Here is a 16,478-nt window from a genome sequence, read left to right as displayed (position 1 = left end):
GACGTCAGCATTTTTGACAAGTACATGGCGATTTGACGTGGTCGAACAACTGAACGGGAACGACGCGCGGACAAAAGGTCGGGCTTTGACACTTTGAAATGTTTGGCGACCATGATTTGAATTTCGTCAATCTTGATGCGGCGCGAATCGCGGGTGCGCATCAGATCGTGCAACGCTTTTTCAGCCAATTCGATAGTTACAGGCTCGCCTGTGAGCTGGTTCGCCGCCACCAAACGATTAATCGACCCATCCAAATCGCGGCCGTGGGAAATGACTTTCTTGGCCACATAGTCCAGCACTTGGGTCGGAATATGCAGGCCTGGATATTTCGCAAATGCTTGCTCTGCCCGCTTATCAACAATCGCACGACGCAGGTCTTCGTCTAGCGCCCGAATGGGCACCACAAGACCGCCTGACAGGCGCGAACGAAGCCGATCATCAAGCATTTCAAGCCCGTTCGGTGGCGCGTCACCAGCCACAACAACTTGCTTGGCCCCAGAAAGCAGCGCGCTGAGCGCTTGCCCAAACTCGGTCACCGACTTGCCTTGCAAGAACTGCATATCGTCGATTAACAAAACATCGATGCCGCGCAGCCATTCTTTAAAGCTAATGGCAGACTGACGCTGTACCGCCGAAATGAAATGATACATGAAATGATCGGCCGTCAAATACACCACATTGCGCGATTTATCCGCACCGCCTGCCGCCCACGCGATGGCGTTTAATAGGTGGGATTTACCCAAGCCAACTGACGAGTGAATGTAAACCGGATTGAATGTCACCGTGTTTTGCGCCACGGCCTGCGCCACTTGTTTGGCGGCACCCAAGGCCATTTCGTTGGCGCTACCTGCAACAAAGCTATCAAAAGTGAGTTTTGGATCCAGCGCAGAGCCCGAAAGGGCATCGCCCTGTTTGACCCGCGCCATATGCTTTGCACCCGTACGAATGGTTGCTGAAGCGGGCGGCATGGGTGTTTTGTGCTGGGTTACATCATCGGGTTTTGCCGCTTGTTTACTTTCAACGCGGCCATTGACCCGAACTGTTATTTGTAACGTTTGAACAATCTGGTTTTCACCTTGAAAGGCCTCAATGATCCGGTCTTGATAATTTGACATAATCCAAGAACATAAGAACCGCGTCGGCACAGATAGATGAGCCAAATCCCCATCCAGCTCAACCAATTCAAGCCGCGCAAACCAAGAGCTGAAAACGTCCTCCCCGACGCTGGCCCAAAGTCGCTTCTTTACCCGTTCCCAGAGTTTGACATTGTTGCCCCCCGACAATTCCATCTGTGCCCCGCCTTGCTGTTTTGCATCCGCTGTCGCTGTGCTTTGATGTCTTGCTGCATCTTTTTTGTCGCGCGCCAACATTGTGAAATGATCCATTTGTGCCTCTTAATGTGTCGAGCAACGCACCGCCGCAAAAATGGCGCGTTGATCAGCTGACTGCGTCTGCTGCCAGACAAAACATTAGCGTTCGCTGAAAGTATTCAACGTCACTACTTTTATGATTTACTTTGAATTGACGCCTAAACCACGCCGTTTACTTAACTAATGTAACTCTTATTGGTCTGACTAGCTATGGTGTGGTGCATATCTCAAATGGAAGACTGGAAATTTTGTATAACCGCACTGTTCCTGCTTAACACGCATTGTCATTGGCCCCCGTATTTCTAAACAACTCTTGTGACCGCAAGTGCTGTTGCTAGTTCCTTCATCAACAGGGGCAGTTTAGCCTTATTAAGGGATGCGTTTCAACTGGTGAATCATTTAAAAACCCTCTTGACTCTGGGGGGCAGATTTGGGTTGGCGATAGGGGTAGAATCTGACCAATCTTAAGGGATTGGATTTGCTGAATGAATCATAATTCAAGTCAAAAATGACGCAAAAAAAATAATTTACTTTTTATTAAGGATCAGCCCATTTTTGCCCGTGACGGTATCTTGCTGCAACATTTGAATTTGGATAAACGTTTGAAATCTTTGGTGTTTTGGAAGTCAAAAACGATAGTATGTCAAATTCATGAATAGATTCAATGGCTTCAATTTAATCGTTAAGTACCATCATGTGTGTCCAACATTTCGCAACGCTGGGTTTTTCGTCATGCAATAAACAGCGCCAAAAAGGTTCGATAGTTAACTAAGTTAACTCCCAATAAAGCGTGAGAAGAATCACCAACGAAAAAAGGCCGCCCGAAGGCGACCCTAAATACATCTACTGGTGATAAAGCGGCGCTTATGCGCTTAGGGCTTTAACCCGCGTAGAAAGACGTGAAATTTTGCGAGAAGCATGGTTTTTGTGAACGATGCCTTTTTGCGCTGCGCGCATGATTTCTGGTTGAGCGGCTTGCAAAGCAGTTTTTGCTACGGCGCTATCGCCAGATGTGATTGCTTCTTCAACCTTACGGATGAATGTGCGCATACGCGAACGACGTGCTTTATTCACTTCGGTGCGGCGCTCAATTTTACGAACAGCTTTTTTAGCTGATGGAGTATTGGCCATGTGGTCCTCTTTGTGCCTATTCGCGCCCCGCCCGTTGACAGATATGCGAAATAAAAGCGGCGGCACCTAAGGCCGCCAGAAACTACGTTGGCCGGGTTATAGGTTGAAGATTGAATTTGGTCAATAGGAAATGAGCGGAAATTGCCCGCAAAGCCCCGGTGGAAGAGTCTTTGGCCTATGTTTGGCAGCTCGGGCAATAAAAGGTTGAACGACCAGATTGCACGATGCGTGCAATTTCTCCTTTACAACCTGGAGAAAGGCAACGTTCGCCCTCGCGCCCATAGGCTTTAAACCGATGCTGGAAATAGCCCAATTCTCCGTTGGCATGCTTAAAGTCTTTAAGCGTTGACCCGCCCGCCGCGATCGCCTCATTGAGTACATGCACAATGGTTGGCGCCAACAGTTCCAGTGCTTTTTTCGGCCCACCGTCGGCCTTGACCAGCGTACCGACTGAGCGTCTTGGGTCAATTTTTGCGATGAACAAGGCCTCGCACACATAGATATTACCCAAACCTGCCACGTTGCGCTGATCGAGCAGCGCCGACTTGATTGGGGTCTTCTTATTTAAGAATCGGTCGGCAAGATGTTGCGCACTGAATTGGTTGCCCAAGGGCTCAGGGCCCATATTGGCAAAGTGGGGGCTTTGTGCCTCATCCTCAAACAAGTCCATATACCCAAATCGACGCGGGTCGTTATATATGATGTCGACCCGGCCTTTTTGCGGGTGTGCGATTTCTAAAATCACATGGTCATGCTTTTCCTGGGACAAGGGTACAAATTTGCGGGCTGCACCTTCAACCAATTCGGCGTTTATCTTAAAACTGCCGCTCATGCCCAAATGGGCGAGCATATGGGTGCCAGAGGTGAGCGGAATAATTAGATATTTGGCGCGGCGGCGCAATTGGCCGATTTGTTGACCTTCAAGCAAAGATTTGAAGTTATCCGGAAAGGGAAAGCGCAAATTCTCGCGGTTGAGCACCACGCGGGTGATCGTTGCCCCATCCATAAAGGGTGCGAGGCCGTTTTTGACCGTTTCAACCTCTGGTAATTCAGGCAATTTGCTGTTTCCTTTTGCACATTAACTGTGGCAATGACGCGCAGGCCTGTTACATGCGTCAGCCATAGAAAAGCTGAGGCGCATGGGATAAGGTGCGCCAACATTGATGATTTGCAAGTGACGACAAACAAGTGACCATAAAGATGAGTGAAGCGCAACAAACAACCCACTTTGGCGAACGCGAAGTCCCCTTGGATGAAAAACAAGGGATGGTGAATGACGTTTTCCACAAAGTCGCCGACCGCTACGACATTATGAATGATCTGATGAGTGGCGGGATGCATCGGGTATGGAAAGACGCCTTTGTGGCCAATCTTGCGCCCCCCAAAGGCGGCAAACGCCCGTTTGAAGTGTTGGATATGGCGGGGGGCACCGGCGATATCGCCCAGCGGATCAAAAACGCATCGCATGGCTATGCAAAGGTCACCGTTTCCGACATTAATTCAGACATGTTGCGGGTTGGTGCCGAGCGGGCCAAAACATGGCGCTATCAGGATGGCGTCGAGTTCGTTGAGGCCAACGCTGAAGAGTTGCCGTTTGAAGACAATTGCTATGACGTTTATACGATTTCCTTTGGTATGCGGAACGTGCCACAGATCGACAAAGCGTTAGCCGAAGCCTATCGGGTTTTAAAACGTGGCGGTCGAATAATGGTCATGGAATTCTCTGAGGTTGATGTGCCGGGTCTTGATAAGATCTATGATATGTTCTCTGAACATGTGATCCCACCGATTGGCGGGGTCGTGACCGGGGATGCGCAACCTTATCAATATTTGATTGAGAGCATTCGCAAATTCCCCAAACCCCAACAATTTTGTACCATGATTGAGGATGCAGGCTTTTCGCGGGTTACCCATACGCCGTTAAGCGGCAATATTGCCGCCATTCATTCTGGCTGGAAACTAAGATAGGCGGACGAAAAATGGGGCTTTTTGCTTATCTCCGTCTCGTGCGGGCTGGTTATGTGTTGGCGCGTGAAGGCGCATTCTCGTTAACCGAAGGCCAAGGCATTAAAGGACCTGCCGCAACCGCGATCTGGTTTGCGCGGCTGATTGAACGCCGTGCGGTGCGCAAAACCGGGCGGGTTGAACGTTTGTCTGCGGCGCTACAAAAACTTGGGCCAACTTATGTGAAGCTGGGCCAAGTGCTGGCAACGCGCGCGGATGTGGTGGGGCCGTTGGTGGCGCAGGATTTGGCCAATCTGCAAGACAAAATGCCGCCCTTTGATGCAAAATTGGTGCCCGCCATTCTGGCCGAGGCTCTGGGCGACAAAGTAAATGCACTCACGGATATTTCTGACCCGGTGGCAGCCGCTTCGATCGCTCAGGTGCATAGCGCGACCCTGATCAATGAAGATGGAACCAAGCAAAAAATTGCCATCAAATTATTGCGGCCTGATGTAGAAATGCGGTTTAAAAAGGACCTTGCTTCCCTTAAAGCCGCGGCTGGTCTTGTTGAGTTGGTCGACCCAAGAGCCAAGCGACTACGCCCCAAAGATATTGTGGCCACGTTAGAGCGCTCTGCCATTCTGGAAATGGACTTGCGCATGGAAGCGGCCGCCATTTCTGAGCTGTTTGAAAACACCAAGGACGATGAGGGATTTGAAATCCCCACTGTGCATTGGCCACAGACCGCCCGCAATGTATTGACCACGTCCTGGATGGACGGCATCCCGATCCGCGAACACGACCAGCTAGACGCAGCAGGCGTTGACCGGAAAAAGGTGGCGAAAGCGCTGATGCAGCATTTTCTGCTTCACGCGATTCGTGACGGGTATTTTCATGCAGATATGCATCCGGGCAATCTGTTTGTTGATCCAAAAACCGGCCATGTGCGGGCCGTTGATTTTGGCATTATGGGCCGCATTGGCAAGCAAGAACAAAAATTCCTCGCCGAAATCCTTTATGGCTTCATCCGGCGCGATTATCGTCATATTTCGCAACTGCACTTTGATATTGGCTATGTACCCAAACATCAATCGGTTGACGATTTCGCGCAATCGCTACGCTCTATTGGTGAGCCGTTGGTGGGGCGTCCAGCAAGTGAAATTTCCATGGCGAAAGTCCTCACCCAATTGCTCGACAATACAGCTTTATTTGAAATGGAAACCCGCACTGAACTGGTGATGTTGCAAAAGAACATGGTGTTGGTGGAGGGCGTGGCGCGCACGCTGGACCCAGAACTGAACATTTGGACCATTGCCGAACCTATTGTGAGCAAATGGGTGAAGCGAAATGTGGGGCCAATTGGCATCGCAGAAGAAGCAAAGGACACCGCTATCGCGCTTTATGGCGCGGCGAAAAAAGTGCCTTTGCTGGTGCAACGCTATGAGGCGATGCTGGAGCAAGCCGAAAAAGACCGGGCGAATCCACCTTTCTTTATGACAAGTTGGTTTGCCGTTTTGGTGGTAGCGCTGATGATTGGTGTTGGCGCGGCGGCGATAAAGACGTTAGTTTAGCAACAATTCTCATCTAGCGGAGTATGCCCCACATGTTGGCAGGCAAAAAAATATTGCTGATCATCACGGGCGGCATCGCTGCCTTTAAAGCGATTGATCTCATTCGCTTGATCAAAAAAGCAGGTGGTGAGGTGCAACCTATTCTGACGGCTTCGGCGGAGGAATTTGTGACCCCGCTAACCGCTGGCACGCTTGCGGGCAATGCGGCTTTGACCGACCTGTTTGACTTAACCCGCGAAAGCGAAATTGGGCATATTGAATTGGTGCGCGATGCGGACTTGATTGTGGTTGCGCCATGCACCGCCAACTTTATGGCAAAAATGGCCAACGGTTTGGCCGATGATTTGGCGTCCACCGCGATTTTGGCGCGCGACAAACATGTCATCGTTGCGCCTGCGATGAACGTAAAAATGTGGTCCGCTGCCCCAACCCAGCGCAATCTGAAATTGGTCGTTGATGACGGCATGCAAATTGTTGGGCCTGTCAGTGGGGAAATGGCTTGTGGCGAATTCGGCCCAGGGCGCTTGGCGGAACCCGAAACCGTTTTTGCAGCGATCCAAGACTATTTTTTCACCTTTAGCGAGAACCTGCCCCTCAAAGGCAAGCGGATTTTGGTGACGTCTGGTGCAACCCGCGAGCCGCTGGACCCGGTTCGCTATCTATCGAACGCCTCATCCGGCAAACAAGGCACCGCCATTGCCGCATCCTTGCGCGCAGCAGGTGCTGAGATTGAATTTGTCACTGGTGCGGCTGACGTGCCGCCGCCAAACGGGGTAAATGTGACCCAAATCACCACCGCACAAGACATGTATGATGCGGTGCATGAGACATTGCCGTGTGATGTGGCAATATTTTGCGCCGCCGTTTCTGATTGGCGACCTAAAGATGCAGGCTCTGAAAAGATAAAGAAAAAGGGCGACGGCAAAGCGCCAAGCGTTGAAATGGTTCTAAACCCAGACATTTTGAAGTCGGTTGCCGCACTTGAGCCGGGCGAGCGCCCGCAACTGGTGATTGGTTTTGCTGCCGAAACTGAAAATGTGGTGAAGCATGCGCGCGCTAAGTATGAACGCAAAGGATGCGATTGGTTGTTGGCCAACGATGTGAGCGAGAGCAGCGGCACCTTTGGTGGCGACAGCAATGTGATCATTTTCTTTGATAAGCAAGGCCATCAAGAATGGACACAGATGAGCAAAGCCGAAGTGGGGCTAAAACTCACCAACCGCATCGCATCATTTCTCAAACATCCGGACTGATCCCATGAGCGCACTTGACGTTAAATATAAGGTTTTGCCGCATGGCAAAGGGCTGAAACCCCCTTATCAAGCCACTGCCGGCGCCGCAGGTCTGGACCTGTGTGCCGCTGTTCCTGGCGATCAGCCGATGGTTATTAAAGCTGGCGACCAAGACATCGTACCCTTGGGTTTTGCGCTTGGTCTGGCCGAAGGATATGAAGCGCAAATCCGGCCCCGTTCTGGCTTGGCAGCAAAGTTTGGCGTGACAACACTCAATTCACCCGGCACCATTGATGCGGACTATCGTGGCGAGGTCATGGTTATTCTGATCAATCACGGCAAAGCGCCCTTCACCGTCAATCGTGGTGATCGCATTGCACAGATGGTGATTGCGCCAGTGCCGAAAATCAACATGATAGAGACAGATACTCTGGATATAACTGAACGCGGTGCGGGCGGGCATGGTTCTACGGGAGTTGCCACCTCCTAACAAATTAGGGAGCAATTTGATGTTTTACAAAATTCTGGCTGCAATTTTTATTTGGGTGTCGCTGAACATTGGCGCATTTGCCGCAGAGCGCGCAGCGTTTGATCTGATCGGCTATTCACCGGACGGCAAATATTTCGCGTTTGAGGAATATGGTATTCAAGACGGGTCCGGTTTTGCTTATTCGACGATTTTCATCATCGATGTGGCTGAAGATAAATGGGTTGCGGGTGCGCCATATCGGTATCAGGCTGAAGACGAGGAGATAGATCTGTACTCTGCTAGAACTTCCGCACAATCCATGGCTGAACCCGCATTACTGTCTCTTAACATTACGCATCCTGCACAAGCACTGGCGATAAAAGCCGACGGTGACCCCGCAAATCCAGATCTTGAACTGCCCTTTAACCTGCCCGGCCACACTGGCGTTGACGCGATGTGGGGGGAGTATGAACTTCAGCTCAGTGTTTTTGATGTGCCTTCGACTGAAAACTGTGCTTCCTATATGGAAGAGGCAACACAAGGGTTTGCACTTTATTTGGCGGCAGATGGGAACATCAACTTAATTCATCAGGACGACAATATCCCCAAATCCCGTGGTTGCCCCCTTGCCTATCGGCTGAGCGCCATTGTGGTGCCTTTTCAGGACACAAATCTTTCGCGTGCCATCGCATTAGTTTCTGTTTGGGCGTTTGGCTTTGAAGGACCGGATCGGCGATTTATCGCCGTGCCGCTCAATTACGAGGAATGAAATTGCGACTAACCGGCGAAGAAACCAAGCGGTATGCGCGCCATATTGTTCTTAAAGATATCGGCGGCAGTGGTCAGCAAAAACTAAAAGCTGCAAAAGTGCTGATTATTGGCGCGGGCGGCTTGGGCAGCCCGGTGATTGCCTATTTGGCAGCGGCTGGCGTTGGCACGATTGGCGTGGTGGACGACGATGTTGTTTCGCTGTCCAACTTGCAGCGCCAAATCGTGCACCGCACCCAAGATGGCGACGTGGCCAAAGTTGATTCGGCGCAGCGTTTTGCCCAAGACCTTAATCCGCATGTTAACTTCAACGCGATCAATGAAAGATTGAACGCGGCAAACGGTGCGGGCATCGTTGCGCCCTATGATTTGGTGGTGGACGGGTCTGACAATTTTGACACGCGGGCGCTCGTGGCTGATTTTTGCGAAGCTGCTAAAATTCCATTGGTGGCCGGCGCGGTTTCGCTGTTTGATGGCAACCTGACGGTGTTTAAGCCATATGAAATCAATCAACCCCGCTTTGCTGATCTGTATCCCCATCGCCCCACACCCGGTCAACTGCCTTCGTGCGAAGAAGCGGGTATATTGGGACCGATTACCGCTGTGATTGGGGGGCTGCAAGCCATGGAAGCGGTAAAGCTGATCACGGGCGTTGGTGAACCACTTGTTGGACGACTTCTAACATATGATGGGCGCGATGCTCGTTTTCGCGAGATGAAATATCGACGCAACGAATAGGCAATCTAGCCTTTATTGCGAAAAAAATGGGGACAGCAAATGGACGACAAAACTTCAGTTGCGGTGATTGGCCTTGGGGTCATGGGTCGGCGCATGCTTGAAGCGCTGGCAACCCACGATAAGTTCCGCGCCAGCCATATTTGGGATCCCAATCTCGATGCGGTAGCAAAAGCTGTGGCTTTGGCGCCGGATGCAGTAGTCTCTGACAGCCCAGAAGCAGCAATCGAAGCCGCAAATGTGATCTATCTCGCTTGCCCACCCGATCCGCGTCGGCTTTATGCAATGATTGGTGCGGATTGCGGTAAGCCATTGTTTTTGGAAAAACCATTAGGGATTAATTTGGCTGCGAGCCGCGCGATGGTGCATCACTTGGAGCAAACGGGCGTGCCAGTTGCTGTAAATTTTGTTCAAGCCACTGGCGAGCCGCTGGCAGAGATCGAAACCGCTTTGCAATCGGGTGAAATGGGCGACCTAATCGGCATCGATATCGAAGTTTCTTATGCTCAATGGCCACGGGTTTGGCAGCAAGAAGCCGATTGGCTGCGATTTAAGGCAGAAGGCGGGATGACCCGCGAGGTGATTTCGCATTTTGTGTTTTTTGCCGAACGTTTGTTGGGCACAACCCACCTCAAATGGGCGCATCCAACTTTCCCCGATGAATATCTGTGCGAAACCAACTTGTCCGCCCAGCTTTCAAACCATGAGGGTTTACCGCTCAATGTGTTTGCAAACGTTGGTGGCGCACAGCCAGACAGGCAAGGGCTGGTGATCAAAGGAAGCAAGAAAAGCTTTCGGGTCGAACAGTTTAGCGAGTTATGGGAGAGCGAAGGCGATGCGTTTAAGCAAGTGGTGTTCCCTTCGAAAAATGCCCGGATTGACGGGCTTCATCTCCAGCTTGATCATTTCGAGTGTTGTATGCGGGGCGAAGCGCACAAATTAGCAACCATCCAAGAAGCACTGAGCGTGCAGGAAAAGATTGAGGGCATGTTGGCGGGTTAAGGGCGGACATTGGGCAAATGAAGCAGCATATACCGATCTACTTTCAATAAAACGCTGAGTATGTGCGACGATTTTGGCGGAACTCGGGCTGGTAATCGATTTGCAAAACGATAAAATACACAACACGATGCTTCGTTAAAAGTGAAACGGCATGGCCGGTAAAAAGACCTGCAACCGCTGGCAACTTTAATGACTTTACCCCCCAAAAGTATCACCAGAAACGTCTGGCAAGGTTGGGTGGATCAGAGTTAAAAGACCAGCGTCGATCAACAACGCCATGGGACGCGGGTCCCACGAAGGAGCTTTATGCGCAAACTTATCTTCACGATCATACTCATTTTAACGCCGTCGATGGCCTTCGCCCATACTGGCGTCGGCGAAACGACTGGCTTCTTGAATGGCTTGGTCCATCCGATCAGCGGTATCGATCATGTCCTTGCGATGGTGGCCGTCGGTGTTTTCGCTTTCGTCCTTGGTGGACGGGCAATTTGGCTGGTTCCGGCAGCTTTTGTTTCTATGATGGTGGGGGGCTTTGTTCTTGGGGTCAATCAAGTATATGTTCCGTTCGTTGAGCTTGGAATTGCGCTGTCCAGTATCGTCATTGGCGGGGCGGCGGCCCTTGGTCGACCTATGCCGGTCAGCTTTGCCATGGCACTTGTCGGCTTCTTTGCGATATTTCATGGGCACTCGCACGGTGCGGAAATGCCAGAAACTGTGGGTGGGCTGAGCTATGCTATTGGGTTCATCACCGCGACCGCTACGCTTCACGCGGTTGGCATACTCGCTGCGCTCGGGGCGGCGAAAATTATCGGACGCCATGGGCGGCTGATCGCTCAGATTGCCGGCGGTATATTTGCACTGGGCGGTGTGGGCGTGCTCGCTGGCTGGCTCTGAACGTACGGGGACACTTTTATCGCTTCTGTCATCATTTCGGTGTCAAATCAGCGATACCTGAACCCCATATCCCGTGGCTATCGGTCAAATGATGGCCACGGTCTTTCGCAGGCCCAACATTGGCAATAGGACACAATATCAGCGCCAACCCCTGTCAGCGTTTAGGGCTTTAAGGATGTTCGTCCATCGTCCGTCAGCAGCCAGCATTTTTGACCTTCAAACACGGCTGTAGACAAGGGGTATCCATATCCCGCGCCTGAATCCAAATTCACCCGATTGCCATAGTGCGTGGCGACAGGGATATTTGTGTGGCCGTGCACGACCAGCCACGGATGGGCGCGCGGGTCATCCAAGAATTCTTCGCGAATCCACACGAGATCATTTTCAGTCTGTTCTTGAATAGCCACGCCGGGGCGGATGCCCGCATGAACGAACAAGAGTTTTTCGCCGAGATGATACGGCACAAGGTTTTTCAAAAACTGAAGATGTTCAGCTGGTACTGTGCTTCTGGCGTTCTCATGCAAATGGTAAATCCTTTGCCTGTCGGCACCGTCGACATCGTAGGATGCCAAAGTTGTGAGGCCACCTATTCTGTCGTGCAGCCAATGATAGCCAACCAACAGCTGGGAATCATTGCGCGGATAATCTTCCATGAACATCGAGAACATGCGATCGTGGTTGCCGAGCAGGCACGTCCAATTTTTGCCGGCATTTGAGCCGTCCATCAGGAGTTGGATAACTTGTTGGCTTTGCGGGCCTCTGTCAACATAATCACCTAAAAAGACAATTTTTGCGTCAGGGCCACCGTCACGCTCAATTTTTTCCAGAGCCCGCTGCAACATTTCAAACTGTCCGTGTATGTCACCAATGGCGTAAATTGGATCAGACATCTTGTCTCCTTGAAGCAAGTTTAACTAAGGAATCGCATTCAAAAAAGGGGCCATAAGGCCCCTTAATCGTCATGACGCGCCGCCGTCGCACCTAAAGGCGCTACCCCGGCACCCCCGCCAATTGTTGCCAAAAGCTAGTGCCAACCTTTGGGCGGGGAATGAGAGCGACTAAGCGTCTTTGTGCTTGAAGACCAACGTGGCATTGGTGCCACCAAAGCCGAACGAGTTGGACATAACGCAGCCGATTGACTGGTTGTCACGACGTTCCTGCAAGATCGGCATATCGGCAAATTCTGGATCAAGTTCAAAAATGTTGGCGGATTTACACAGAAAACCTTCATTCATCATCATGATCGAATAAATCGATTCTTGCGCACCGACCGCGCCCAAAGAGTGACCGGTCAACGATTTGGTCGCCGACAAAGGTGGACATTTGTCTTCATTGCCAAATACGCGACGGATGGCCTCAATTTCTTTGATATCGCCAACCGGCGTCGAGGTGGCATGCGGGTTGATATAATCAATCGGCACATTGACCGTTTCAAGCGCCATGCGCATGCACCGTTCCGCACCTTCACCCGATGGGGCCACCATGTCGTGGCCATCAGATGTTGCCCCATAACCAACGATTTCAGCCAAAATGGTCGCACCGCGCGCTTTGGCGTGTTCGTACTCTTCGAGCACCATCACGCCAGCTCCGCCTGCGATGATAAACCCATCGCGGTTTTTGTCGTAGGCGCGGGACGAAATTTCAGGCGTGTCATTATATTTGGAGGTCATCGCGCCCAGCGCATCGAACATATTTGACATTGACCATTCAAGGTCTTCGCTGCCGCCAGCAAAAACAATATCTTGCTTGCCCATCTGGATTTGCTCATAGGCATTGCCAATGCAATGCTTTGATGTGGCGCAAGCGGAGGTGATCGTATAGTTCACGCCCTTGATCTTGAACGCCGTAGCAAGCGTGGCCGATGCGGTTGAACTCATGGCTTTTGGCACAGCTAGAGGGCCGATACGCTTTGGATTTAGGTTTTTGCGGGTTAAATCTGCCGCATTGATCAGCGTTTCAGTGGAGGGACCACCCGAGCCCATCACAATGCCGGTGCGTGGATTGGAAATATTGTCTTCTTGCAAACCCGCTTGCTCGATCGCTTCTTGCATGGCGATATAGTTCCACGCGGCGCCGCGCGCCATAAAGCGGGTCGTGCGCCGATCAAGTATCGCGAATGGGTCAAGGGTCGGCTCGCCATGCACTTGGCTGCGGAAACCATATTCCACATGCTTTTGTGCCCGTGTAATGCCCGGTTTAGCATCGCGCAGGCTTTGCAACACTTCTTGTTTATTATTGCCGATTGAGGAAACGATCCCCATGCCTGTGATGACAACTCTCTTCATATATTCCTCTTAATGCGCATTCCATCGGTGCTTACAAAGAAGCTACTTGTTTTCCAAGCCGATGAGGCCCACACGCAAATTTTCCGCCTTGTAAATAATCTCACCATCCGCTTTGACCCAGCCGGTCGCGACGCCAAAGGGTAAAGGTGACCGCATGTGTTTTTTGATGTCCACATGATATGTTAACAACTTCTTATCATTTGTTGCTTGGCCAACAAATTTAATTGTGCCGCCCAATGCACGGCCACGGCCAGGTGAACCCGACCATGACAAGAAAAAACCAACCATTTGCCATAATGCGTCCAATCCCAAACATCCGGGCATAACAGGATCACCCACGAAGTGACATTTGTAAAACCAAAGGTCCGGGTTTAGATCCAACTCGGCCGTGACGCTGCCTTTGCCAAACTCGCCAGCATCGTTATTGATGTTGGTGATACGATCAAACATTAACATCGGTGGCGCTGGCAGTTTCGCATCGCCCTGGCCAGGCAACTCGCCTTTGCCATGCAGGATCAATTCTTCATAGCTAAACTGGCTGGCACGTTCTGTCATAAGCCAAACATCCTTTATCTTTTGGTCTCTGTGGCCAAATTTGAACAAATTCATGGCTCGGCCCAGACATGCTTTTGGCCGTGCATAACATTTTTGTTCCCATTCGCAAAGCAAATGCGGCCTAGTTTCGCCCATTTTTGATAATCATCGTCACATTCTGAAAACGGCAACAATTCAACAAAATTTTGAATGCACAGCCGTGCGATTATCCAAAAGACCAACAATTTGCTTCACACGTTCACCACGCGACAAATGGTCAGTTGTTTGAATTGATGAAATTGCCTATAATTCGCAACTAGAGATCAAATGGACGCGAAAACGAACAAATGACTGCACATATTGGTAATCAAAGATTTATGCAGGGCTCACGGGGCCCATGTCTTACCGCCGTGTTGCGGATGGCAGGCTTGCGCCCCACACGGCAACGGCTGGCCCTGGCGGACATGCTTTATGGCGGCGGCCACCGACATGTCAGTGCCGAGGCATTGCACGCCGAAGCGGCCACTGGTGGCGTTGCTGTGTCGCTGGCTACGGTTTACAACACATTGCGCCAGTTCAAAGATGCGGGGCTTTTGCGCGAAGTCACAGTTGATGCGGCGCGCACCTATTTTGATACCAACACATCAGACCATCATCACTTCTTCATTGAAGATGAAGACCGGGTGGTGGATATTCCAACAAATGATATTGAAATCAGTGGATTACCTGCCGCGCCAAAGGGGATGAAAATTACCCATGTTGATGTGGTGGTGCGGGTCAAAAGCGCGGGTTAGGCCTGTTCCTGGTTGACGACAATTGGTGTCGTTCATGTGCTTATTTCACTTTTTCATTCTGATAGACACCCCATAAGGCGACTTGATTGATCCAGCCCCTAAAATTTTGATTATCGTCAGAATTGGGGTCGGGTTTGTAGCGCCCAGATACTTCGCACCAGCCATCTTCACATTTTTCTACTGTCACCAGCACCTTGGGCTGCAATATGGCGCGACGTGGTGATGTTGCATCGGCGCGGTCATATATGGGTGTGCCATTTGGCGTGTCATTAAGCCACGGGGTCACCAAGGCAGTTCGGCGGCCCGACAAAAGGGTTTTATGGATCCAGCCTTCCGCCCCTTCCGAATCACGCACTTTGCGCCAGGCATCGAATTCTTGAATAATCTCGATGGTCAGCCCATTTTGGACAAAGATCCAAGCCACCTCATATTTTTGCCCCGGCCCGACACGCACATTGATCTTGCTTGATCCTAATGAGGCGAAGCGCGGCAATGGTGAGCCCGACGCCCCGACCGTTTGGGCCAATACTGACACGGGCCCAAACGTGAATGCAATTAGGATTGCGACGCAAAGGATGCGCACATATTGACCAATGCGAAAGGTCAAAGATTTGGTTTTTTGCATCGAAGGGGATACTCTTTCCAGCGACAGAATTTTCACATATCAATTAGCCAAATACACCTTAAGGTATAGCTAAGACCAAAAGGCTAATGGTTTGGGCGATTATAGCGAATATGAGGTCTCAATGACAGGATCAACCGCAAAAGTTTTTGTGACCAGACGTCTGCCCGCGCTGATTGAAGAGCGCATGGCGGCGCTGTTTAATACGGACTTTATCGATGAAGATCGCCCGCAAACCAGCGACAAACTGATCGCGCAATCCTTGCATTGCGATATTTTGGTGTCCACCATTACGGATCACCTAAACGCCGATGTGATTGCAAAACTGGGATCAAATGTGCGCATGATCGCCCAATTCGGCAATGGTGTGGACAATGTGGATGTGAACGCCGCGGCCAAACGCGGTATCACGGTCACCAATACGCCAAGCGTTCTCACCGATGATACTGCCGATATGACCATGGCGCTGATTTTGGCGGTACCGCGCCGCTTGATTGAGGGCTCACAAACTCTTTTGAAAGATGGGACATGGCCCGGCTGGTCGCCCAATTGGATGCTTGGGCGTCGTTTGGCCGGCAAACGGTTAGGCATTGTCGGGCTTGGCCGGATTGGTATGGCGGTGGCCCGCCGCGCCCGCGCATTTGGACTGGAAATTCACTATTTCGGCCGATCCCGCAAAGCGGGTGTGGTTGAAGACGAATTGGACGCCCATTATTGGGATAATTTGGACGCCATGTTGGCCGCTGTGGATATTGTAACCTTGCACACCCCAAGTACGGACCAAACCCATAATATTATCAACAAAGAACGCCTGGCCCTGATGAAAAATGATGCTTATTTGGTCAATTTGGCACGGCCGAATTTGATTGACGAACAAGCACTTATCGACGCTGTAACACGCGGCGAGATTTCAGGCGCGGCTTTAGACGTGTTTGAACACCACAAAGTCATAAACCCAGCGCTGTTGGACCTTGCACGGCAAGACAAAGTGGTTCTAACCGCCCATATGGGATCGGCCACCCTTGAGGGGCGCATTGAGATGGGTGAAACCGTGATTGTGAATATGCGGGCGTTCTTGGATGGGCATCAGCCCCCGCATCGGGTGTTGCCGGATCGGTTGGGGTAAG

At 51.1% G+C, this 16,478-nt stretch carries 17 protein-coding genes; 10 read left to right on the top strand and 7 right to left on the bottom strand.

Annotated features, from left to right (window positions below; translation table 11 throughout):
- From dnaA to mutM, 3 genes are all read right to left on the bottom strand, one after another.
- A partial coding sequence (gene dnaA, locus ACJAZW_RS06305) for a chromosomal replication initiator protein DnaA (RefSeq protein WP_415156172.1) occupies positions 1-1,385 on the bottom strand: 1,385 nt, incomplete at its 3' end.
- An 849-nt stretch (positions 1,386-2,234) separates the two neighbouring features.
- Complete coding sequence (gene rpsT, locus ACJAZW_RS06300; RefSeq protein WP_415156170.1) at positions 2,235-2,501, bottom strand: 30S ribosomal protein S20; 267 nt, start codon at positions 2,499-2,501, stop codon at positions 2,235-2,237.
- A 175-nt stretch (positions 2,502-2,676) separates the two neighbouring features.
- Positions 2,677-3,558: a bifunctional DNA-formamidopyrimidine glycosylase/DNA-(apurinic or apyrimidinic site) lyase gene (gene mutM / locus ACJAZW_RS06295; RefSeq protein WP_415156168.1), complete on the bottom strand. Its 882-nt coding sequence runs from the start codon at positions 3,556-3,558 to the stop codon at positions 2,677-2,679.
- Positions 3,559-3,701: 143 nt separating this feature from the next.
- Here mutM and ubiE point away from each other — a divergent pair, with 143 nt between their 5' ends.
- From ubiE to ACJAZW_RS06255, 8 genes are all read left to right on the top strand, one after another.
- Entirely contained in the window at positions 3,702-4,469 is a 768-nt protein-coding gene (gene ubiE / locus ACJAZW_RS06290) for a bifunctional demethylmenaquinone methyltransferase/2-methoxy-6-polyprenyl-1,4-benzoquinol methylase UbiE (RefSeq protein WP_415156166.1), read from the top strand.
- 11 nt (positions 4,470-4,480) lie between these two features.
- Positions 4,481-6,016: a 2-polyprenylphenol 6-hydroxylase gene (ubiB, locus tag ACJAZW_RS06285; RefSeq protein ID WP_415156164.1), complete on the top strand. Its 1,536-nt coding sequence runs from the start codon at positions 4,481-4,483 to the stop codon at positions 6,014-6,016.
- Positions 6,017-6,048: 32 nt separating this feature from the next.
- Positions 6,049-7,269 (top strand): bifunctional phosphopantothenoylcysteine decarboxylase/phosphopantothenate--cysteine ligase CoaBC, encoded by a 1,221-nt coding sequence (coaBC, locus tag ACJAZW_RS06280; RefSeq protein WP_415156162.1) that lies wholly within the window; start codon positions 6,049-6,051, stop codon positions 7,267-7,269.
- Positions 7,270-7,273: 4 nt separating this feature from the next.
- The gene (gene dut / locus ACJAZW_RS06275; protein ID WP_415156160.1) at positions 7,274-7,738 is read left to right on the top strand and encodes a dUTP diphosphatase; all 465 of its coding nucleotides are present in this window, start codon (positions 7,274-7,276) and stop codon (positions 7,736-7,738) included.
- A 19-nt stretch (positions 7,739-7,757) separates the two neighbouring features.
- On the top strand, positions 7,758-8,486 hold the full coding sequence (locus ACJAZW_RS06270) for a DUF2259 domain-containing protein (protein ID WP_415156158.1): 729 nt from the start codon (positions 7,758-7,760) through the stop codon (positions 8,484-8,486).
- Entirely contained in the window at positions 8,483-9,223 is a 741-nt protein-coding gene (gene moeB / locus ACJAZW_RS06265; protein ID WP_415156156.1) for a molybdopterin-synthase adenylyltransferase MoeB, read from the top strand. Before ACJAZW_RS06270 ends, moeB begins: the two co-directional genes overlap by 4 nt.
- Before the next feature lie 39 nt (positions 9,224-9,262).
- Positions 9,263-10,222 carry a Gfo/Idh/MocA family protein gene (locus ACJAZW_RS06260; RefSeq protein WP_415156154.1) on the top strand — a complete coding sequence of 320 codons (960 nt, stop codon included), beginning with the start codon at positions 9,263-9,265 and terminating at the stop codon, positions 10,220-10,222.
- Positions 10,223-10,528: 306 nt separating this feature from the next.
- Positions 10,529-11,116 carry a HupE/UreJ family protein gene (locus ACJAZW_RS06255; RefSeq protein WP_415156152.1) on the top strand — a complete coding sequence of 196 codons (588 nt, stop codon included), beginning with the start codon at positions 10,529-10,531 and terminating at the stop codon, positions 11,114-11,116.
- A 161-nt stretch (positions 11,117-11,277) separates the two neighbouring features.
- On the opposite strand, the gene ACJAZW_RS06250 is transcribed toward ACJAZW_RS06255, so the two are convergent.
- From ACJAZW_RS06250 to fabA, 3 genes are all read right to left on the bottom strand, one after another.
- The gene (locus ACJAZW_RS06250; RefSeq protein ID WP_415156150.1) at positions 11,278-12,006 is read right to left on the bottom strand and encodes a metallophosphoesterase family protein; all 729 of its coding nucleotides are present in this window, start codon (positions 12,004-12,006) and stop codon (positions 11,278-11,280) included.
- A 168-nt stretch (positions 12,007-12,174) separates the two neighbouring features.
- Positions 12,175-13,401 (bottom strand): beta-ketoacyl-ACP synthase I, encoded by a 1,227-nt coding sequence (gene fabB / locus ACJAZW_RS06245; protein ID WP_415156148.1) that lies wholly within the window; start codon positions 13,399-13,401, stop codon positions 12,175-12,177.
- Positions 13,402-13,443: 42 nt separating this feature from the next.
- Positions 13,444-13,956, bottom strand: a complete 513-nt coding sequence (gene fabA / locus ACJAZW_RS06240) for a bifunctional 3-hydroxydecanoyl-ACP dehydratase/trans-2-decenoyl-ACP isomerase (RefSeq protein ID WP_415156146.1) — start codon at positions 13,954-13,956, stop codon at positions 13,444-13,446.
- 356 nt (positions 13,957-14,312) lie between these two features.
- Here fabA and irrA point away from each other — a divergent pair, with 356 nt between their 5' ends.
- Positions 14,313-14,729 (top strand): iron response transcriptional regulator IrrA, encoded by a 417-nt coding sequence (gene irrA, locus ACJAZW_RS06235; protein WP_415156144.1) that lies wholly within the window; start codon positions 14,313-14,315, stop codon positions 14,727-14,729.
- Positions 14,730-14,769: 40 nt separating this feature from the next.
- Here the strand turns inward: irrA and ACJAZW_RS06230 are convergent, their stop codons facing one another.
- Entirely contained in the window at positions 14,770-15,354 is a 585-nt protein-coding gene (locus tag ACJAZW_RS06230; protein ID WP_415156142.1) for an SH3 domain-containing protein, read from the bottom strand.
- A 121-nt stretch (positions 15,355-15,475) separates the two neighbouring features.
- Here ACJAZW_RS06230 and ACJAZW_RS06225 point away from each other — a divergent pair, with 121 nt between their 5' ends.
- Complete coding sequence (locus ACJAZW_RS06225; RefSeq protein ID WP_415156140.1) at positions 15,476-16,477, top strand: 2-hydroxyacid dehydrogenase; 1,002 nt, start codon at positions 15,476-15,478, stop codon at positions 16,475-16,477.
- Position 16,478: the final 1 nt, after the last annotated feature.

The sequence above is a fragment of the Maritalea sp. genome (genome assembly GCF_047634455.1).
Taxonomy (GTDB): Bacteria; Pseudomonadota; Alphaproteobacteria; order Rhizobiales; family Devosiaceae; genus Maritalea.
Note: the sequence above shows the minus strand (reverse complement) of the source record. Positions and strands in the feature narration are given on the sequence as shown.